This window comes from Paenibacillus sp. FSL R5-0923 (genome assembly GCF_038009145.1).
In the GTDB taxonomy this organism is placed as follows: domain Bacteria; phylum Bacillota; class Bacilli; order Paenibacillales; family Paenibacillaceae; genus Paenibacillus_AQ.
In genome coordinates, this window is the sequence record NZ_JBBPAT010000001.1 from 4,994,937 (window position 1) to 5,015,814 (window position 20,878).

Consider the following 20,878-nt stretch of genomic DNA (forward strand, 5'->3'; position numbering starts at 1 on the left):
TTTTCTACGTTAATGTTCTACCGAATTCAGTAGACTTTTCTATCATACCATAATCACTCGCTTCAGCAGAAGAGGAATTTCTTCGCCTTTTGGGAATTACTAACTTCATTTCCTTCCAGTCTTCAGGGGTCAGCTCTATTTCCTCAACCGTTTCACCATCGTTATACAGCAGATGTCCTGCCACTTTCCAAGGATTACCTTTTATTCTGGAGGGGATGAAATCTAACATTTGGTCCTTTAAGGAAAACCGCACCTTAATTCCCCATTTCAACCCTTGTTCCATTACTTTCTGAGCGGTTGAGCTATGATAATGGCGCCATTCCTTGCTCCAGATCTGTGGTACATTTTCTCCACCTAATAAGATATCCTCCTCCTGCTCAGGAGAAATAACTGGTAGGTTTAAAAAGGGATTCCCTCTGTCGAGTAGCCTTAGTTCAGCATTTAGTTCTGGAAGTGAATACAACGCTTGCCCGGTTTCGGCTTCTTGATGAAAAGAAGTCCATTCAGCATCCACCTCTTCCTCATGTCCTCCAATCATCCTAGAAGGGGCCAATCCTGCTAAGAACAGCTCCTTACGCATCTGCTCCACAGACTCCGGAGATACAAGGAAATGAAGCGGTCCGATACGTTTAAGGCTCTCTTGCAGTCGCGGATGGGCTGCAATAGCCGCTCCGTCCTCCTCCGTCTGACAAGTCAACAGAATCACTTCAGAGAGTGATGTTCGGCCAATGCTCTTTCCCCATTGCTCTAAAGACAGCTCTACCACAGATGGCAGACCACCCAGTGCATGATCTTTAATCCAAGCTATCGCTTCTTCTGGAGGCATCCCTCGCTCTGATGCATGCACTAGCATCTCACGAGTCAGTCGGAAGCTCCACATCGTATCTGTTTGCAGAAGTTCAGCGCATTCAGCTAAAATCCAGCGCACAGTATAGAGAACATCCGGTGGAATCAGGACTTCAAAATCGGGCTGCACAATAAACTGGTCATTCGAATGCTCTGACACAGAATCAGGGGAGGACTCACTACTGTACATTAGCTTCGGTTTTGCAGCAGTCCAGCGAAAACACTGGATACCCTCAGGCGTGCTCCCCAGTTCACACCATCCAAAGCCTGTTAGACAACGAAGCCAGTTCAAGCTTGATTGTTCCAGCTCTTTCCGGGAAACTGTTCCGGTTAAATTCATATCTGCCATCCAGTCCAGAAGCTCAGGCAACGCTGTCCATTTCTCTGATACAAAAGCATTGCTGGATATTAAATAGCGAAAATGCTGATCGGCAGGCCCAATGCTTCCAAAACGATGAATAACAATCCCATACAGGATGTCAGTCATTCTTGTCTCAGGAAGTTGCAACCAACTTCCCAGCATATCCTTGTCCAGTCTATAGCCTGTTTTCAGCCTGGTAATAAGCCCAAGACACAACATGATATCTACTACAAGAGCCGCTGACAGAGCATCCATTTCATTCGAAGGAGTGCCCATAGAGAGCCCCGCTAAATGCTTTTCCTGAAAAGAAAGCTGAGCCGCTAAACGATTTAAATTCTTTTTATGAATAATTCCCTTAGCGGTCAAAGGCAAGCCTTCACGAGCCATGAACAGCAAGGCCCGAAACAGATCTACTGCCAGTCCAGCACCCGCCTCCATGGATAGATTCACTGAATAACCCTCAATAAACTTAGGCTGGTATGGGAAGAATTCTTGTTCTAGCACTAATAATTGTTCAACAGGAATCTGATACAGCTTCTCCCCCAATATTTTATGCCTCGCAGTTAACAACCCCGCGCGCCGCAGTTCATTCATTGCAAGCTTTTGCTCTGCCCGGCAGAGCGTCGTAGGACGCCACCGCTCTTCTTTCCCCTCGTCAAAGGGCTGGGCCGCGTAAGCAGCACATAATCGCTTTAAGACCTCTAAGGCTTCCGCTGATAGCTGGTTCAATGGATCGTTCGCTCCTTTCCGTTCGGCACCATTTTAACGACATATTCATACCCCTGTTCTGTTAAAAACATGCGGCGGCGCATAGCGAATTCCTGCTCCCGGCTATCTTCAGATACCAGCGAATAGAAGTACGCTTTGTTCTCACCCGCCTTCGGACGCAAGATTCGACCCAAGCGCTGGGCCTCCTCCTGCCTGGATCCAAAAGCTCCTGAAACCTCAATAGCAATCGACGCATCTGGCAAATTCACCGCAAAATTCGCTACTTTAGAGACAACAAGCACCTGTATTATTCCCTCGTTAAAAGCTGCATACAACTCATCTCTTTCTCGCTGCTTCGTTTTACCCGTAATCAGAGGTGCACCGATCTTATCCGCCAGTTCAATTAATTGGTCGAGATACTGTCCAATAACCAGAACCGATGATCCCTGATGGGCTTTTAGAATCTCGACTATAACCTCAGCTTTTGCAGGATTGCATGAGGCCATACGAAATTTCTCTTTCGCTTCCGCATACAAATACTTCTGTCTCAGCTCAGAGCTCATCGGTACGATCATCTCGACACATTCTACCTCTGCAATCCAGCCCTGCTGCTCCAGCTCCTTCCAAGGCATGTCGTAACGCTTAGGCCCGATCAATGAGAATACGTCCCCTTCCTTCCCGTCTTCTCTAACCAGAGTTGCAGTGAGACCTAGTCTTCTAGTAGCCTGAATATCTGCTGTAGCCCGGAATACTGGAGCTGGAAGCAGATGAACCTCATCATAAATAATCAAACCCCAGTTGCGTTCATTGAACAGCTTCATATGGAGAAAAGGACCGCCTTTGGATTGACGGTGCGTTAATATCTGATAGGTAGCTATAGTAACAGGCCGCACTTCTCTTTTTTCACCGGAGTATTCGCCAATAGACTCATCAGCCAAATCGGTTCGCTCAAGCAGCTCATCTACCCATTGTCTTACCGAAGTTGTATTTGAAGTTAAGATCAGTGTTTCGCATTGTAGACTTTCAAGAACGGCCAGTCCCACTACCGTCTTACCCGCTCCACAAGGCAACACAACTACCCCGCTGCCTCCCTGCCCTTCTATGCCTTGAAACATCTGGACAGCCTCCTGCTGATATTCACGCAGTCTAAAAGCTTCACCTTTCGCTCCATCCTTTGCGTGATTGTGAGACTCCTTCCAGGTCAAACTTAGAGCTTGTCCGACATGATAACCAGCATAATCCAGTACAGGGTAGCCTAGTCTCATCAGCTCTTGCTTTAAAAGCCCTCGGTTCTCCGCACGGCATGAGCTTTCTAGTGGATTTATTCTCTGCAAACCTAACTCCTTTAGACCTGATTCATTAACTAGTCCATTCAGAATCTCAGCTGTCTCAGCCCTAAGCGTAATGAGCTCATTCGAAGTCTCCTGACCGTGAAGGGTGAGCTTCCCATACCTAGAGAGAAGAGTTGCGATCTCGTCCTCCAGCCCGGCAGGAACACCCCAGCGCGCGAGTTGATGAAGACTTGAAATAATCGTTTCAGCTGTATAATTAAGCGCTGCTGCATTCCATAATGATAATGGAGTGATTCTATAAGTGTGATAAGCCGGAGGACTCTTTACGAGCTCTGCAAAGGTTCCCAGTTCTTTCCTTGCCTTCTCAAAACCAGGATGTGCACATTCCAGTAGAATCGTCCGATCCCTTCGCACAATGCAAGCCCCTGTTTCATTCATAACGTTCCCTCCCCAATCATTAATTTTATTCAAGCCTGCGCTATGTAATCTGCTTACATTCATACAAGCAAAAACGCCTTCGGCATCCCAAAAGGGCGTTAAGCGTTTATGCGAGAAATATAAGGATAATGTATAGTGTGAAATCTATATTTTCTTAGATTTGAACAGGAAAAAGCTCATCCCCGCATAACGGTCATGAGCTTCCCTATCAAACTATTTAATGTAAATGCTGCTGCGAAATATCATGAAGCGCTTCTCCAGCCTCGTCCGCAAAAATGTTGCGCACAGCCAAGTCACCGATGGACACTACACCTATCAGCTTCTGGCCACTAGTCACAGCCAATCTGCGAATTTGCCAGCTCGACATCAGTTCTGCAGCCTCATCTACAGATGCATTCTCTGAGACGGTCTGAATTTCTCTACTCATTACCTTTTCCACAGCTGTTGATCCAGGGTGTTTAGCCGCGTAACCTCTAATCACTAGATCACGATCTGTAATTACACCGAGTAATGTCTTATTGTCTTCATTATCAATGACTGGTATAAATCCAGTGTCATGCTCTCTCATTTTAACAGCGACTTCATACACATTATCCAGTAGTGTAACTGTTACTGGATCCTTCGTCATAACCTCTTTCACTGTCTTCAAGAACGAACCCTCCTAAACGTAATCTCCATGTTATGGAATAGGTTCTCCTCTATGAAACGAAATTATACGATTGTCTTCTCTTGCAAACAGGAATTCGCCATAGCGATCAATAATTTCATCCCATGCAACATAGCATCCTCGTCAAAATCAAACTTGCTATGATGATGCGGGTAAGCTGCATCTTTGTCTGGATTCCCAGCCCCTACGAACATAAAGCAGCCAGGAATTTCTTTTACATAGTAGGCAAAATCCTCAGCTGGCATCAGCTTTTCCATGCGAATCACTTGAACAGCTTCTCCTAGTGCTCCCGGTGCCACCTCGGAAAAACGCTGGTATTCCCCCTCGTGATTTACGAGTGGCGGATATCCCATAACATAGTCTATCTTAGCTTCTGCACCGTATGCGCCAGCTATTGAAACTGTCATTTCTTCGATTCTGCTGCGGATCAGATAACGGGTCTCCTCGTCGAACGCCCGTACGGTTCCTGTAATGCGACAACGCTCAGCTATGACGTTCTGGGCGAATCCCCCTTGAATGGTTCCTACACTGAGAACAGCGGGCTCCAGCGGGTTCACAGAGCGGCTTACGATGCTCTGAAGCTGAGTCACAAGCGCTGCCCCGGCTACAATACTGTCTATCGTGCGATTCGGCATACCGCCATGTCCGCCCCTGCCGATGATATCAATGAAAAATTCATCAGCAGATGCCATAAGAGGTCCTGGCGCACTGCCCACGGTCCCCATTGGAAGCGGAGTCCACAAATGCAAACCATACACCGCATCCGCGCCTTCCAGCACGCCTTCGGCAATCATCCCCTGTGCTCCACCCGGGCATACTTCCTCCGCAGGCTGAAAAAGAAAACGCAGCTCCCCTTCTAACTCTTCAAGGCGGCTGCTATAGTAAAAGGCTACACCCAGCAGTATTGAAGTGTGTCCATCATGCCCACAGGCATGCATAACCCCTTCATTTTGCGAAACGTAGTCATTCTTATTCTCCTCTTTAATAGGTAGTGCATCCATATCCGCGCGAAGGACTACCGTTTTCCCCGGCCGATGTCCTCGCAATATACCTGTTACACCATACCCGGACGTGCTTCTTCTAACTTCGATGCCGAATTCTGCTAACTTGTCTGCTATAAATGCTGACGTTTCCTTTTCATGAAAAGACAACTCCGGATGACGGTGTAAATGGCGTCTCCATTCCACGATCTCCGGCATGAGCGAATCAACCGCTAAGCTCTTCATACGTTCTCCATCCCCTTCTTCATAAACCCGCATCAATAGCATGCGACAGCAGTCCTGTACACTTTGTTCCAGCCGTATACGGCTATAATTCTTTTATTGTAGCAGAAACGCAAAAAACTGGGTATCGTTAGGAGGTGCCTACTCTTGCACAACGTTTAGAAACATACTATCATGAGGTAGAACATCAGCAAACGGATCATGAATTCATCATTATACTTCATAAGGGGGATATGCGTGCTATGATTTTTGAGAACACGGGCCTCGTAGGATTGAAGAGTGATCTTCTCTATCTGGACGAGAGTGCGACAAAGGCTGGCTTCATTCGCTGGCAATGGGAATACTATCGTGCCACTTACGACTGCAAAATTGAAGACCCACAGGATGGTGGCGAATACTTTCTACGCATCAACACTCGCGCTGTCGAGGGGAAGCTGGAGAAAGCTGATGCCGTACTTGCAATTGAAGCCGTATACTTAGGGAAAGCAACATTCCCCCATGGCCTGGAGTATGACTCCCCGGTACCTAAACCAGTATTGGACACTGCTGCTACTCGGATTCTCGAATTAAAGCAGATGTTGGAGGCTTGAGTAACAGAAAGGGAAAGACGAAACAAAATGTCAGCCTGCCCAAAAGAGGAACACCCGATTTCCAACTACTTATCTTAACACTACTACTTGTGGGTTTCGGTCTAGTCATGGTCTTCAGTGCTAGCTCCAGTTTGACCTTAGCAAGCTCGAAGTTCAGTAATGACCCTCTATTTTTCATGAAACGCCAGATGATATGGATCGTACTTGGAATCGTTGTTATGTTTACAGCCATGAACATTCACTACAGTAAATTCAAGAAGTGGTATGTGCCTATCTTTATCATCACCATAATTCTCCTGCTATTTGTAGCCTTTTCCGAAAGAATCAATGGCGCCAAGAGCTGGTTAAGTATCGGGACGCTAGGGATCCAACCTACCGAGCTGGCCAAAATATCAATTATCCTGTATCTCTCTGCACTAATTACCAAAAAAGGTGAACGGTTTAGAGATTTCCGTACAGGATATATCCCTGTAATGGTCATTGTGGGTATAGTTGCCGGACTTATTATGATGCAGCCAGATTTGGGCTCATGCCTTATTCTCGTGGCTACCAGTGGACTTGTCATTTATGCAGGCGGTGCCAGCATGAAGCATATCCTGGGCTCTATTGCACTCTTGGTGCTAGGGGTAGGAATTGTTATGGGGGCTAAAGCAGCGATTGATTCCCTTTCCCCCGCAACCGACAAAGTAGCCGCCAATCAAGACTATAAAAAAGGCCGTATTCAAGCTTTCATAGATCCCTATCAGGATCCTGAAGGCGAAGGATATAATATTATTCAGTCTTTGACCGCTCTCGGACAAGGTGGAGTCAGTGGCTCTGGCTTTGGCAAAAGCATTCAAAAGCTGGATTATCTTAAATACCCGTATACGGACTTTATTTTCCCTGTGATTGGTGAAGAATTCGGCTTTGTAGGAACGGCATTATTTCTGATGTTATATCTGTATTTTATCTGGCGAGGTATTTTAATCGCATTAAGGTGTAAGGATCCCTTTGGCACACTAGTGGGCATTGGTATTATGGGCCTCATTGCCATTCAGGCCTTTGTCAATATTGGTGGTGTAACGAAGACGATTCCGCTTACTGGTGTAACCTTGCCATTTATCAGCTACGGCGGTTCTTCACTTCTTGTGAGTATGCTGTCCATGGGAATTATGCTGAGCATTTCAAGAGAAACTAATCTTCCAGCTAAAGAGGAAGTCACGAAATCTGTAACTACGGTTAGACAAGTTCGTTCCCGGTAAGATTCATAAATCCGGATGTAATAGAATATATAAAAAAGCAGTCCAAGTTAAATATCTTGGACTGCTTTTTTGTGTACAAGCTCTTTTGCATTAAGCAATTTCATCGTTCTTGAAGGCTACGCCTTCAACTTTGACATTCACTTCAACAATATGAAGTCCAGTCATGCTCTCCACAGCTTCGCGTACGTTCTGTTGAAGCATCCGGCACACTTCATGTATCGGAGTTTCATAGAGAACTATAATACGCAGGTCTACTGCTGCTTCTAGCTGTCCCACTTCAACGGTAACGCCCTTTTGGACGTTCTTACCACTAAGACGCTTTGCCCAGCCCTCTGATAGGCCACCTGACATGGCTGCAATACCTGGAGTCTCCAAGGCAGCCAATCCGGCAATTTTCGAGACGACGTCATTTGAAATTCGTATATTTCCCATTTCCAATTGAAGTTGTTCTGCCATGCCATATCCCCCCTTAACTCATTATCAATTATTGTAATTCCTAAACAGGCTAAAAAGCAAATCAGTTTCTCGCTTTCTCGTTTACACTTAGGAATAATTTGGGTATATTGATTATGAATTGATCCTGAATACATAGATTGGAGTGTACTTTACATTGAAAAAATGGATTTCACCAGCTTTGCTGGCAATCACCTTTATCCTTAGTGCCATAGGACATTATGCAGATTGGGACCACACGCTTCAGTTCGTTCTCTCTGCAGTAGCCGTTGTGTTTGTGGCTGGCTTTCTGGGCCGCGCCACAGAAAGTGTAGCACATTATGCTGGACAGCGGTTAGGCGGCTTCCTAAACGCTACCTTCGGTAATGCCGCAGAGCTAATCATTGCCTTTTTCCTAGTGAAGGAAGGACTGTTCGACATGGTGAAAGCCAGTCTTACCGGTTCCATTATTGGCAATCTGCTGCTTGTCCTCGGTTTAAGTATTTTCGCTGGCGGAATGAAGTTCAAAGTACAGAACTTTAACGTAACCCTTGCCGGTATGAACGGTTCCCTTATGATCGTAGCAGTGATCGCTTTATTTGTACCGGCTATGTTCTTCAATACCCATTCCATAACTGAAAAAGATACAGACGTGCTGAGTTTAATCGTTGCTGGGCTGCTCATCGCTTCGTACATGGCCTGGCTGGTCTTCTCCATGATTACGCACAAGAAACATCTAGAGGACGTTACAGAAGCCGGTAAGGAAGAAATGGCTCATGAGCATGCGCCTAAGTGGTCCAGAAACAGATCCATCCTTTATCTACTTCTTGCTACCGTAATGGTAGCCTTTGTGAGTGAGTGGCTGGTAGGGACGCTTGAGACTCTAACTGAGCGCTTTGGATTTAGTGAACTGTTTGTAGGCGCCTTCCTCGTGGCAATCATCGGTAATGCCGCAGAACATAGTGCAGCCATTATGCTAGCCATGAAGAACAAAATCGGTGCGGCAGTAGAAATAGCTGTCGGGAGCAGTCTTCAAATTGCACTATTTGTAGCGCCTGTACTTATCTTCGCCAGTTATTTCATGGGTGATACTATGGACATTGTGTTTACAACGATCGAAATTGTCGCCATTGGCGTCGCGGTCTTTATTGCCAAATCAATCACTCAGGATGGCTCGACCAACTGGTATGAGGGTCTCTTGCTATTAACGGTTTATCTAATTCTCGGAGTCTCCTTTTATCTAGTATAAATACCTACCTATTCATTCTATAATTCTCAAAAAAAACGCACATGAGTGACGATCTGTCCTCATGTGCGTTTCTATGAATACTATAAATCAAAACTTATTCTTCTTTTGCTTTGTTATTCAATGCCTCATAGAGTACTGCTAAATTCCGCTCCAGCTTACTCAGCACCATTTTACCGGTAATCTCTGGCACCAAACCTGCTCTAACCGCAAAATCGACCTCTCTTGAGAAACCGTACATTTGGGTATCGAGCACTTCCTCATAGAGAGGGCAGTAGCGTGTTGCCAGATTTTCCATCTGCACTTCAATAAGTTGCTGAATTTTATCGGCATCTTCTTGTAGAAGATTGATCGCTTTAAGATTAAACTGTTCCTGTAATTCCGACGAAGTCATGCCTCTTCCCCCCCATGTCCAAAAGTTAAGCTGCTTTTACTATTTTACTTAATATTAGTCGAAATCGGATATCAATACAACAATTCTGTTTATACTAACCATTTATTTGAAAGAAGCAGCTATGTTGTTTATAAGGGATGGCATTAATTCCTCATCTATTTCTAGAAAAAACGCCCCACCGTAAATCGGTAGGACGTCTTTACATACAACTATTACTCAGCTACAACTGTAAAGTTCAAACCGTGTTTAGCAAAAACTTCACTCATTGCCTTCTTAGCTTCTTCTGCATCTGTTCCGTGAACATGAAGCTCGTAGCTTTGGCTTGATACCAAAGTCGTGAACAAACCAAGGATACTCTTAACATCAATGTACTTGTTGTCCGCTTGAAGAACGATTGAAGAGTTGAACTGACCTGCCGTTTGAGCAATATCAACGATTGCCGCATTGTTACTGGACATAGAAATCCCTCCGCAACTTGATTATGAAACATAAGTCATTTGTAATCATTTCTTATGATACCTTGAATCCGCTTACTTGTGCAAGGTGTTTTCTTACTTTTACAGCTTATTTCAAGTTTTCAGGATTCAGACCTTCCAGTTCTGGTAACACGAAGATTCCATCCTTACGGATTAATACATCGTCAAAATAAATCTCCCCGCCGCCATAGTCTGGACGTTGGATTAATACAAGATCCCAGTGAATGGAGGACCGGTTTCCGTTATCTGTAACATCATATGCTTGTCCTGGTGTAAAGTGCAGGCTGCCTGCAATTTTCTCATCGAACAGAATGTCATTCATTGGGTGCAAAATGTAAGGGTTAAAGCCTATGGCAAATTCTCCAATGTGACGTGCGCCGTCATCTGAATTCAGGATTTCATTCAAGCGAGCGGAGTCATTGCTTGTTGCTTCAACAATTTTACCGTTCTCGAATTTGAATTTGATATTTTCAAAAGTCACTCCGTTATAAACGGATGGTGCATTATAGCTGATCGTTCCATTTACAGAATCACGAACAGGAGCGCTGTAAACCTCGCCATCCGGAATATTCTTTTGTCCAGAGCATTTCTCTGCACCGATTCCTTTGATGGAGAACTTAAGATCTGTTCCAGGACCTGAAATATGTACCTTATCTGTTCTGCGCATGAGATCAGCCAATGCATCCTGAGCCTTGTCCATTTTGGCGTAATCCAAATTACACACTTCGAAATAAAAGTCCTCAAATGCTTCTGTACTAATATTTGCAAGCTGAGCCATACTCGCATTGGGATAACGTAATACTACCCACTTCGTATGCTTCACGCGTTGTTCACTATGCACTGGATGGGAATACAAAGAATTATACAATTTCATATTTTCTTCTGGAACATCGGACAGGTCATTTACATTCTCACCTGCACGGATGCCGATATAGCAATCCATTTGCTTCATCCGGTTCAAGTCAATTTCAGCCCATGTCTGAAGACTCTCACGTGTTGCATATTTAAGCATGCTGCGTAGGACTGTACGATCTGTCAACTGAACAAAAGCATGACCGCCAGCTTTACCGATTTCCTCAACAACAGCTTTGATTAAATCTCTTTCATTGCCAATCATTTCTACAAGCACGTTCTCGCCTGGCTGAACATCTACGGAATAACCTACAAGATTTGCCGCCAGCTTTTGAATTCTGGGATCTTTCATTGTGTACTCTTCCTTCCTCTGTCTGAAAAATAAGCATGCTTTTCTATTGTAGCACGCCCTTTATGGAGCGCAAGACCTGCATAACCATGTAAAGATTAACGGTAGCCTGTGAAATCCACCTTAGATACATAAGTTTCATTTTCAGATTTATTCATCATTTCACCGGAATAGCTTACTTTTCGATTCAAGGTAAGCCTTCTGGGAAGATTATGCTTCTTATCAACCGTTAGGTGGTAGACCGTTTCTACATTAGCCTGTTTCAGCTTTTGCTGTAGCTCATTATTTTTCTTCTGCCACAGCTTCTCCAAAGCTTTCGTCACTGCCTGATCAGCCTCTGCGTTGTTCTCAGCGGATTCGGGGACTTTAGGACGAAGGTTCTGCATCTCTTTCTCCAATTCAGCTGACAGCTGCTTTCTAGCCTCTGAAGGGGTCAATTCGATTCGCAGCACACTTGTCCCTCTGCCAGCTCCAGCCTCTTCGGTTACACTCGTCTCCATGGACTCAAGCTCCTCAAGTTGCTTTAGCGGATTTAGCGCAGGTAATGGATTTCCCTCCTCCGAGGAATTTTCAGTAGTCTGAAGTTCCCATCTGCCCTCTTTTTTCTCTAACTGACTGTAATAAGGTTTCAGAGCATATGCGCTACTCTTTAAGTCTTTAACGCCATCAGCTGCTGTTTTTTTGGTCATAGATTTATCTGGAAGAAGCGTGTACAGCTTGACCTTTTTATGATCCTCCACTGTGCCTCCGTAGAACAATAAGGATTCAGGAACCGTTGTTCCCCCTCGTTTCAGCATATTCGCCCCTTCAAAAACAACCTCATCACTTCCAGCCATCCCTGCCAACGCCAAACTTAAATCTTCCTTCGCAGGTTTGTCTCTTATGACACTACATCCGCTACATAACAGGCAATACAGTGTCAGAACTAGAGGGACTCCTCCCTTAAGTAATAATAGCTTTCTCACGGACCTCAGGCCTTTCTCGGAGTATTTTACTTAAGTACAACCCACGTATAGGGTTCTCCCTTCCTGCAAGCCTTATACCGCAATTAGAGCCAGAATAACTGTGCATATAAAAAAAGAACCCATAAGGCTTACCTCACGGGTTCTTAATATTGCTATCCTTTTCTTTCGTATCAAAAACAACTTGGTTCCGGCCGTTATTCTTAGCTTTATACAGCGCCATATCCGCTCGATAAAATAATGACTCAACACTTACTCGATCGTCCATCCAGCTCCATTCCGCTATTCCGCAGGATACCGTTACACTAGGTTCGGTTTCTTCCATAACGCGTTTGCGTATACGCTCAGCTACATAACCCGCCTGCTGCATTCCCATTAACGGTAAATAAACGGAGAGCTCCTCCCCACCCCACCTCGCAGCAATGTCGCCTTGACGGATGGAAGATTTCACAATTTCACTAACCTCTTTTAGAATCTTATCGCCTTTTTGATGACCATAGGTATCATTCACGATTTTGAACTGATCAATATCCACAACAATTAAACAACCGCAGAAGTCCGTAGACTGTCTTTCTTTTATCTCTTCGTCCAAATAATGACGAGCATAGAGACCTGTTAGGCTATCTCTATTCGCAAGACGTCTGACTTCAGCATGTAGCCTGGCGTTACCTACTGCTAGACCAATATGTCCCGCCATCGCCTGCAATAGCCTGTAGTTGTCATAGGAAAAATAATGAGAATCTCGATGTGCCAGCATAATCGCACCTCGCACTTCTCCACCCACACTAAGAGGTGTGGCAATCAACGACTGCGAACCGGTAGCATTCATTAGTCGGGAAGTTGTCTTAGGATTATCTATGTAGTCAGACATGATCAGTGATTCACCTGTGGAATACACCTTTCCACCTAAACCTGCCCCTACTTCTAATACTTCATTTTGCAATGAGGGATGGTTGCAGGCAATAACTTCTAGGCCACCCTTTTCCTCATTCAAATGTAAGATACAGCAGTAATCTGCACCAAACATTTCAAGTAGCTCTTCAAACGCAAATTGAAAAATATCGCCTAAACGCAAGCTTTGATTCAAACGCTGGGTAAGCTCATTACTCATGCGAAGCTCACGGATTAACTGATTGGAGCGCTCATAAAGCTTGGCGTTCTCAAAAGCAGTCCCTGCCGTATCGGCTACCATTGTGAGAAACCGTAAATCAACGTCAGGGAAGATTGGATTATCCATCACCATATGGAATACCCCATAAACCCCCTGCTTACCACCTAACGGAAGCCCTATTTCTACATTTCGGTGATTTTCATCACTAGTGTGCAGCGCAACACGTCCATCCTTAAACGCCCTGGCACAGACATCATCACTGGACATGTGGAAAGGTAACGGTTTGACCTGCGGATTAGTGCTGCGATGATCTTGTGACATATACAGGTCGAGTCTGGCTCCAGGATACATCGCAGAGATGCTATCAATGACTTCCGAAAGTACAGCATCTACATCAATATTGTCATGCATCCGCTGAACAATCTGAAATAACAATGAACGACGATTGCTTTCACGTTCTGCATGAATATGGGTACTTGCAAGATCAGCTACAAATATATGTTCAAACTTATGATAAAAACAGGTGCGGTAATGCAGCGACATAGCTTCTGCAGTATCTCGTCCACCCATTTCATATTGTTGCGTAGGCATAGAACAGCCCAAAAACGCAAAAATTTTATTGTCGACGCGAGTGAATAGCGGTATGGTAAAAAAACTCAGATCCTTACCTTCTACGGTTAACGGAACGGCAGAGATTGTTTCTGAAATCAAGCTAGAAGCCGCCGCCTGTTCCCACTGCTGCCTCCATAGTTCTTGTTGATCCAAACTATTGTTTATATATTTACCTTCAAAATTCAGCACACACCATTCCCATGATCTAGAGAATGGAAGGACATTGAGCCCACCAAACCATTCATTGAAACTGTCTGCAATCAAATTTGCTAGATAAGGGAAGTCATGCGTTACTATTTCCGTTTCCCTAAGCCAGGCGGTGGGATCTTCGGAATCTCTACTAGCGTGTAAGTTGTCCTGTAACAGCATACGGCTGTCTTTATGGACGTATGCTTTCTGCTCTGACATAACGAAGATCCCCTTTGCATCTTGATTAAGAAAACTATCTTCCCTAGTAACAACTAATTAACTATATTTTACTCCCTTTCTTTGTGCATTGCATTATATTTTCATCATTTCCGGGACTTTTTTTTAGGACCAAAGAACTATCGACAAAGATTGACAAAAACTCTTTTAATAAGCGCTTGACTTTATATACTGTATTCATATAATATTTATTGTTGAACAAGACTGTAACAAGTCTTACTTGGGCGTAACGTTGTGTCACCCTCACGCATTTCGTTACTGCCAGGGCAGCGGCTGAACTTCCCTGGCAGTGTGGAAGCCATTAATGCTAATCACGGATACGAAATGCGGCGCAAATAGGCCCTACCCTGAAATTTCAATTATAAAGGAGTCTACTATAACATGGCACGTTACACCGGACCTAAATTCAAACTCAGCCGCCGTCTGGGAATTTCCCTTAGCGGTACAGGAAAAGACTTGAAACGCCCTTTTCCACCAGGACAACACGGAGCTAACCAACGCAGAAAAGTAAGTAACTACGGAATGCAGCTTTTGGAAAAACAAAAACTGCGTCACATGTATGGTTTGGGAGAGAAACAATTCAAAACTCTCTTCACTAAAGCACAAAAGCTTCCAGGTCTTGCGGGCGAAAACTTCATGTTCTTGCTTGAAAGCCGCTTGGACAACCTAGTTTACCGTCTTGGATTTGCTAACTCCCGTGCTGGTGCACGTCAGTTGGTATCCCACGGACACGTAACTGTTAACGGCAAAAAAGTCGACATCGCTTCTTACCGTGTAAGCTTGGGCGACGTTATCGGTCTTCGCGAAAGAAGCCAAAGCATGGCTTCCATCAAAGAAGCTCTTGCTAACCGTTCCCACCTTCCAGCTTACCTGGAATCTGCTGAAGGATCTTTCGAAGGTAAATACATTCGTTTGCCAGAACGTTCCGAGCTTTCCCAGGATATCGATGAGAAACAAATCGTCGAGTTCTACAACCGTTAATATCTCGCTTATAGCGAGTATGACCAAAGCCTCCGGATTTATCCGGAGGCTTTTTGTTATTCTAATAGGTAATGAACACTCCGACTGCATTCAAAATCGCCAATTTGTGCTATAATAATTCCGTTAAAAGGAGGAATTATCGTCGATGGTTCAAGAGAACAAGAAAAAAAACGTAAAGAAGCCTTCACCCCGCAGATCTGGGCTTAGCAGGTTCGGTTCTGTAGTTAAGTGGATGTTTATTCTTGGCATAATAGGCATTCTGTTCGTCGGTGGTGCAGCAGCAGGATATGTCACTTCCATGGTGAAAGATGAACCTGTTCGCTCTGAGGAAATGATTCAACAGCAAGTCGGACAAAATGCGATCACCGGATTCGCATACTTCCGTGATGGCGCACCGATCGGCCAGCTTCGTACAGAAGAAGATCGAAGGCTCATTCAATACAACGACATCCCCCAGATTATTATTGATGCAGTTCTCGCTATAGAGGACAATAATTTCAATGAGCATAATGGCGTGGATTTCAAAGGCACCTTACGTGCCGTCAAACAAAAGATATTAAATGAATCCGTTCAGACCGGAGGCAGTACACTTACTCAACAGCTCGCAAGACGTGTATTTCTCAATCTGGATCGAACAGAAGATCGTAAAGCAAAAGAAATTCTACTTTCACTTAGACTAGAGCGCTTCTTGACCAAGCAAGAGATTTTAACAGCTTATCTGAACAAGGTTCCGTTCGGAAATGGCTCGAATGGCTATAACGTATTTGGGATTAAAGCTGCATCCAAAGGTATATTCGGTCTGGATGATCTAGACAAGTTGAATATTGCCCAAGCGGCGTATTTGGCCGGTCTTCCACAGCTCCCATCCGCTTATTCAGCATTCAATGGCGTTGGAGAATTCAACGCAAAGGCGTTCAATAGAGCTATGGATCGTCAACAGCTTGTACTTCGTCGTATGCTAGAGGAGAACAAGATCACTACCTCCCAATATGATGAAGCACTCAAGTTTGATATTAAAAGCTCTCTCGCTCCTCACACTAAGAAAGCCTATGCTACATATCCATACCTAATGATGGAGACGGAGCGTAAAGCATCTGAGATTCTTTTGTCACTAAATGAAAAGAATAACAGTACAGCTGATACCACTAGCTCTAGTGATAATGCCGTACTTCTTGAGGAAGCAAGACAACAGTTAATGACCGGCGGTTACCGAGTCTATACCACGATTGATAAGAAAGTATACAGTGCAATGCACAGTATTTCCGAAGATAGTAGTAATTTCACCAAGGACAGCAAAACAAAAGGTGTTGAACAGACGGCTGGCATTTTGATCAACAACAAGACCGGAGCCATTCTCGGTATGATTGAGGGCCGCGATTTTAATATCGAGCAAATGAACTACGCAACCCAAATGGTCCGGCAACCCGGCTCAACGATGAAGCCGATTTCAGCATACTTACCTGCCTTAGATGCAGGACTGATTCAACCTGCTGGAATCTTAGATGATGCTCCAATCATTTTGAAGGATGGCGGGAAAGGCTTCCATATCCCTAAAAATGCTAACAATCGCTATCAGGGTTTAGTTACGGCTCGCTATGCACTTAATAAATCCCTCAACATACCGGCGCTTAAACTATTTAACGAGAAGGTCGGAATAGAGGATGCTTGGGCCTTTACTAAAAAGCTAGGGATCACTACACTCACCGAAGATGATTACAGAGCGCAGACTGGGGTTATAGGTGGTCTTCGATACGGTACATCCGTTGAGGAATTAACCAATGCCTATTCCGCCATTGGCAATAAGGGAGCATTTAATGATGCTTATATGATTGAGAAGATTGTGGATTCGGAAGGCAAGATCGTTTATCAGCACAAGGTTAACCCTGAACAAGTATTCTCTGAGCAAACTGCTTATCTAATGACCGATATGCTGCGTACAGTAATCACAGAAGGTACTGCAAGCACAGTAAGAAGAGATTATAAACACTTTAAAGACGTTCCTATTGTAGGTAAGACTGGCTCCACTCAGAACTATGGAGATGTCTGGTTCATGGGCTACACCCCTGATGTCACACTTGGCATGTGGGTTGGTTATAAGGAACAAATTAATACCCTTACAGGAGATACACAAAAACGACAAGCACAGACCTTATGGGCTAAAGTCATGAATGCTGTTATCGATAAGCAGCCAGACTTGTTCGTTACAGACAAATTCACACAACCTGAAGGAATTACCAAAAAGACAGTTTCCGCATACAGCGGTAAGCTGCCAACGGCTCTAACTGACAAATTCACAACGGATCTTTTCAATGCGAAATATGTACCTAAAGAGAGCGACGATGGGATTTCCAAAGCCAAGTATATTACTTACAATGGCGTCAACTATATCCCACTCGAAGGTACACCGGAGGATTTCCTTAAAGAAAAAATCGTCGTTAAACGTGAAAAGCCGATCCAGGAATTAGTTAAGGAGCTCTTGGCAGCCTTCCCTAAGATGAAGGAGCATAAATCCCTGGAGTATTATATGCCAGCCGATGCTAAGACAGATTTCCCTACTGAAGTCGATCCACGCGTGGACGACGGTACTTCGCCTTCTGCTCCTGGAAATGTAAGTGTCTCATACAGCACTGGAAAAGCTGTGATCAGCTTCTCCCCAAGCGGCTCTCCAGATGTAGTAGGGTACCGCTTATACCGTTCTTTAAACGGCGGGTCTTTCCAGAAGCAAGCTGTAATTATGGCTGACGAGAGCAAGGTATTCTCGCCAGGAACTCCTGCGAGTGCCAATGCAACATTCTATGTCAGTGCTGTTGATGTCGCAGGTAATGAGACAGCTTCTGGTAGCGTTGCTGGAGGCACTACACCAACTCCGGAAGCAACACCAACTCCAGATCAGCAACCGGAGACAACGCCTCCTACAGGCTCTGAGAGTACACCAGGAGAGGATATCGAGATTCCTGGAACCATTCTACCTACGCCTACTTCAACGCCATCTGGCGAAGGTAGCAGTAACGGAAACAGTAATAGTGGTACAGCCGGCAATACGACTGGAAACCATTAACCGGTAGTCCGAAGAATAACTTCACACAGCAAAACACCGTTCCCTTGAATTCATTAGGGAACGGTGTTTTTTATGATCCATTCTAATCTTAATCTTCTATCGTTGATAAATCGCCAGTTGGGAGATGAAGCTCCCAAGCCTTTAATACACGCCGCATGATTTTACCTGATCGTGTCTTAGGAAGTTTATCCTTAAATTCGATCTCTCTCGGCGCAGCATGCGCAGACAGTCCGGCTTTAACAAATGCCGCGATCTCCTCTTTGAGAGCAGCTGTAGGAGTATAGCCTTCTCTCAGCGAAATGAAAGCCTTGATAATTTCCCCACGCACCAGGTCTGGTTTACCAATTACACCCGCTTCTGCCACAGCAGGATGCTCTACTAATTTACTCTCCACTTCAAAAGGTCCTATACGCTCACCAGAAGAGTTGATAACGTCGTCAATCCGTCCTTGAAACCAGAAATATCCATCATCATCCATATAAGCAGAATCACCAGAAATATACCAACCAGGAATGCGGAAATACTCCTCATACTTCGCCTTATTGTTCCAGATCGAATTCATCATGGATGGCCAAGGCGTCCGTATTGCAAGATTCCCCATTGAGAATGGTGGGAGAACATTGCCTCGATCATCTAAAATCGCAGCTTCAATGCCTGGCAACGGACGGCCCATAGAACCTGGTTTGATATCCATTCCAGGATAATTACAGATCAGTTGCGCTCCCGTCTCTGTCATCCACCAAGTATCATGAATGCGCTGGTTGTAGAACTTATCTCCCCATCGCACGACTTCAGGATTTAACGGTTCTCCAACAGACAGGACATGGCGCAGGCTGCTCAAATCAATTCCCTGAATTGAACTCTCTCCTGCCCCCATCAACATACGAAATGCTGTAGGTGCACTGTACCAAATACTAACCTTATTTCGTTCAATCGTCTTATACCAATCCTGAGGACTAAAGCGTCCCCCTCTCACGACATTCGTTACCCCATTTAACCAGGGAGAAAATATTCCGTAAGATGTTCCTGTCACCCAGCCTGGATCAGCTGTACACCAGTAAATATCATCTGGACGTAGATCCAGCACCACTCTACCTGTATAATAATGTTGAATCATTGCTCTTTGCACATGATAAACGCCTTTAGGTTTTCCTGTAGAACCAGATGTATAATGCATGATAAGGCCATCGTCCAGGTCAAGCCATTCCAATTCGAGCTCAGAAGACGCGTTATCCATCTCCTCAGTGAAACCTAAGTTACCTTGCTCGATATCAGTGGTACCGCCTACTAGAAAAATATGACGCAAATTCGGAAGCTCATCTCGCTTCACACGATGAAGTAGTTCAGGTGTAGTAACCAAAGCAACCGCACCACTATCCTCCAGCCGGTCCTTAACTGCCGTTTCCATAAAGGCTTCGAACAGAGGGCCCGCTATTGCCCCAATCTTCAGAATACCTAGTAAACTAAAATACAGTTCCGGTTGACGAGGCATAAAAATAAATACCCGATCTCCCTTCCCGATACCATATTTACGCAATACATTTCCGAACCGATTCGACCGTTCCTGCAGATCGGCAAATGTATAGGATTCATCCCGCACCGCATCACTGTAGAGCAGGGCCGTCGCCGCTCCCCGTCCTTCTTGAACGTGGCGATCCACTGCTTCATGTGCCATATTAACCTTTCCAGTGTCATACCATGAGAAGTTACGTTCAACATCCTCCCACTTAAAATTGGCTACTGCCTGGGTGTAATCAGACATATTGGAGCTCTGCACACGGCCAGGCAAAATTTCGCTATGGACTTGACCCATCACTCTTGCCTCCCTCACTCGTTTGATTTAAGCTTTAAGGGTAAGACTCTTCTCTTAGATAATGATGTCAATGCAATGAATGTGAATTTTTTATGTCTGAATTAGTATAACATAGCAAACGTTTACATTCCATATTTTATCATCCGAAAGGAGCACGGCTATGGAGCATCGTAAAATCCCTGTTTCCCATACGCTTTCATATAAAGGTAGAACAATAACAATAAGTGGCCCCCGATCTCCAGAGGACCTTAAAGTCCTCCACATGCATCATGATCTTGATGCCTTCCGCAAGCCGATTGAACAGCAAGAAGCTCTCATAGAGATTGCTAGCCTGCCAGAAGGACGTATAATTACAGCTGTAGAGGATGGCACTATAATAGGCTATGTAACCTTTCATTATCCGGATGAAATGGAGCTTTGGTCACAGGGTGGAATGATGGATCTAATTGAGCTTGGAGCTATTGAGGTGAGTAATGATTATAGGGGAGCCGGACTAGGCCGGCTGCTGATTTCCACTGCTTTTGAGCAAGAGCAATTGGAGAATTGTATCGTCTTTACAACAGAGTATTATTGGCACTGGGATCTAAAAGGAAGTGGGCTTGATGTGTGGGCTTATCGTCAAATGATGGAGCGGCTAATGAAAACCGTAAATATGGTTTGGTATGCTACGGATGATCCCGAAATCTGTTCACATCCAGCAAACTGCCTAATGGTTCGTATTGGACAAGAGGTACCTATGTCCTCACAGGAGACTTTCGACAGGGTACGCTTTAGACAGCGCTTCATGTACTAAACGAGTA

Annotated in this window: 17 protein-coding genes; 6 read left to right on the top strand and 11 right to left on the bottom strand. The window is 44.7% G+C overall.

Annotated features, from left to right (window positions below):
- Positions 1-4: 4 nt before the first annotated feature.
- From MKX35_RS22415 to MKX35_RS22430, 4 genes are all read right to left on the bottom strand, one after another.
- The gene (locus MKX35_RS22415; protein WP_076299459.1) at positions 5-1,936 is read right to left on the bottom strand and encodes a helicase-associated domain-containing protein; all 1,932 of its coding nucleotides are present in this window, start codon (positions 1,934-1,936) and stop codon (positions 5-7) included.
- Positions 1,933-3,645 carry a DNA repair helicase XPB gene (locus MKX35_RS22420; protein WP_076299460.1) on the bottom strand — a complete coding sequence of 571 codons (1,713 nt, stop codon included), beginning with the start codon at positions 3,643-3,645 and terminating at the stop codon, positions 1,933-1,935. The genes MKX35_RS22415 and MKX35_RS22420 overlap by 4 nt, the downstream gene beginning before the upstream one ends.
- Positions 3,646-3,862: 217 nt before the next feature.
- The gene (locus MKX35_RS22425) at positions 3,863-4,294 is read right to left on the bottom strand and encodes a CBS domain-containing protein (RefSeq protein ID WP_076282929.1); all 432 of its coding nucleotides are present in this window, start codon (positions 4,292-4,294) and stop codon (positions 3,863-3,865) included.
- A 62-nt stretch (positions 4,295-4,356) separates the two neighbouring features.
- Positions 4,357-5,580 (bottom strand): M20 family metallopeptidase, encoded by a 1,224-nt coding sequence (locus MKX35_RS22430; protein ID WP_081382868.1) that lies wholly within the window; start codon positions 5,578-5,580, stop codon positions 4,357-4,359.
- 197 nt (positions 5,581-5,777) lie between these two features.
- Between MKX35_RS22430 and MKX35_RS22435 the strand changes: the two genes are divergently transcribed.
- Positions 5,778-6,125: a YugN family protein gene (locus MKX35_RS22435; protein ID WP_076282930.1), complete on the top strand. Its 348-nt coding sequence runs from the start codon at positions 5,778-5,780 to the stop codon at positions 6,123-6,125.
- On the top strand, positions 6,122-7,366 hold the full coding sequence (ftsW, locus tag MKX35_RS22440) for a putative lipid II flippase FtsW (protein ID WP_076282931.1): 1,245 nt from the start codon (positions 6,122-6,124) through the stop codon (positions 7,364-7,366). Before MKX35_RS22435 ends, ftsW begins: the two co-directional genes overlap by 4 nt.
- A 90-nt stretch (positions 7,367-7,456) precedes the next feature.
- On the opposite strand, the gene MKX35_RS22445 is transcribed toward ftsW, so the two are convergent.
- Complete coding sequence (locus tag MKX35_RS22445; protein WP_042126837.1) at positions 7,457-7,822, bottom strand: Asp23/Gls24 family envelope stress response protein; 366 nt, start codon at positions 7,820-7,822, stop codon at positions 7,457-7,459.
- A 154-nt stretch (positions 7,823-7,976) separates the two neighbouring features.
- On the opposite strand from MKX35_RS22445, the gene cax reads away from it, so the two are divergent.
- The gene (gene cax / locus MKX35_RS22450; protein WP_042187348.1) at positions 7,977-9,047 is read left to right on the top strand and encodes a calcium/proton exchanger; all 1,071 of its coding nucleotides are present in this window, start codon (positions 7,977-7,979) and stop codon (positions 9,045-9,047) included.
- Positions 9,048-9,141: 94 nt separating this feature from the next.
- Here the strand turns inward: cax and MKX35_RS22455 are convergent, their stop codons facing one another.
- From MKX35_RS22455 to MKX35_RS22475, 5 genes are all read right to left on the bottom strand, one after another.
- A complete protein-coding gene (locus MKX35_RS22455) occupies positions 9,142-9,438 on the bottom strand; it encodes a YlaN family protein (protein WP_042126833.1) in 297 nt (98 codons plus the stop codon).
- A gap of 212 nt (positions 9,439-9,650) precedes the next feature.
- A complete protein-coding gene (locus MKX35_RS22460) occupies positions 9,651-9,896 on the bottom strand; it encodes an HPr family phosphocarrier protein (protein WP_042126831.1) in 246 nt (81 codons plus the stop codon).
- A 106-nt stretch (positions 9,897-10,002) separates the two neighbouring features.
- Positions 10,003-11,118 carry an aminopeptidase gene (locus MKX35_RS22465; protein WP_076282932.1) on the bottom strand — a complete coding sequence of 372 codons (1,116 nt, stop codon included), beginning with the start codon at positions 11,116-11,118 and terminating at the stop codon, positions 10,003-10,005.
- Between the two features lie 95 nt (positions 11,119-11,213).
- Positions 11,214-11,966: a hypothetical protein gene (locus MKX35_RS22470; RefSeq protein ID WP_076299461.1), complete on the bottom strand. Its 753-nt coding sequence runs from the start codon at positions 11,964-11,966 to the stop codon at positions 11,214-11,216.
- Positions 11,967-12,213: 247 nt separating this feature from the next.
- Positions 12,214-14,208 carry a sensor domain-containing diguanylate cyclase gene (locus MKX35_RS22475; protein WP_076299462.1) on the bottom strand — a complete coding sequence of 665 codons (1,995 nt, stop codon included), beginning with the start codon at positions 14,206-14,208 and terminating at the stop codon, positions 12,214-12,216.
- A gap of 399 nt (positions 14,209-14,607) precedes the next feature.
- On the opposite strand from MKX35_RS22475, the gene rpsD reads away from it, so the two are divergent.
- Both rpsD and MKX35_RS22485 read left to right on the top strand, forming a co-directional pair.
- Positions 14,608-15,207 (top strand): 30S ribosomal protein S4, encoded by a 600-nt coding sequence (gene rpsD / locus MKX35_RS22480; RefSeq protein WP_042187338.1) that lies wholly within the window; start codon positions 14,608-14,610, stop codon positions 15,205-15,207.
- 145 nt (positions 15,208-15,352) lie between these two features.
- On the top strand, positions 15,353-18,265 hold the full coding sequence (locus MKX35_RS22485) for a transglycosylase domain-containing protein (RefSeq protein ID WP_076299463.1): 2,913 nt from the start codon (positions 15,353-15,355) through the stop codon (positions 18,263-18,265).
- A gap of 88 nt (positions 18,266-18,353) precedes the next feature.
- Here MKX35_RS22485 and acsA read toward each other — a convergent pair whose 3' ends face one another.
- Positions 18,354-20,078 (bottom strand): acetate--CoA ligase, encoded by a 1,725-nt coding sequence (gene acsA, locus MKX35_RS22490; protein ID WP_076282936.1) that lies wholly within the window; start codon positions 20,076-20,078, stop codon positions 18,354-18,356.
- A 160-nt stretch (positions 20,079-20,238) separates the two neighbouring features.
- Here acsA and MKX35_RS22495 point away from each other — a divergent pair, with 160 nt between their 5' ends.
- Positions 20,239-20,871, top strand: coding sequence for a GNAT family N-acetyltransferase (locus MKX35_RS22495; protein WP_076299464.1), 633 nt, complete (start codon positions 20,239-20,241; stop codon positions 20,869-20,871).
- Positions 20,872-20,878 lie beyond the last annotated feature (7 nt).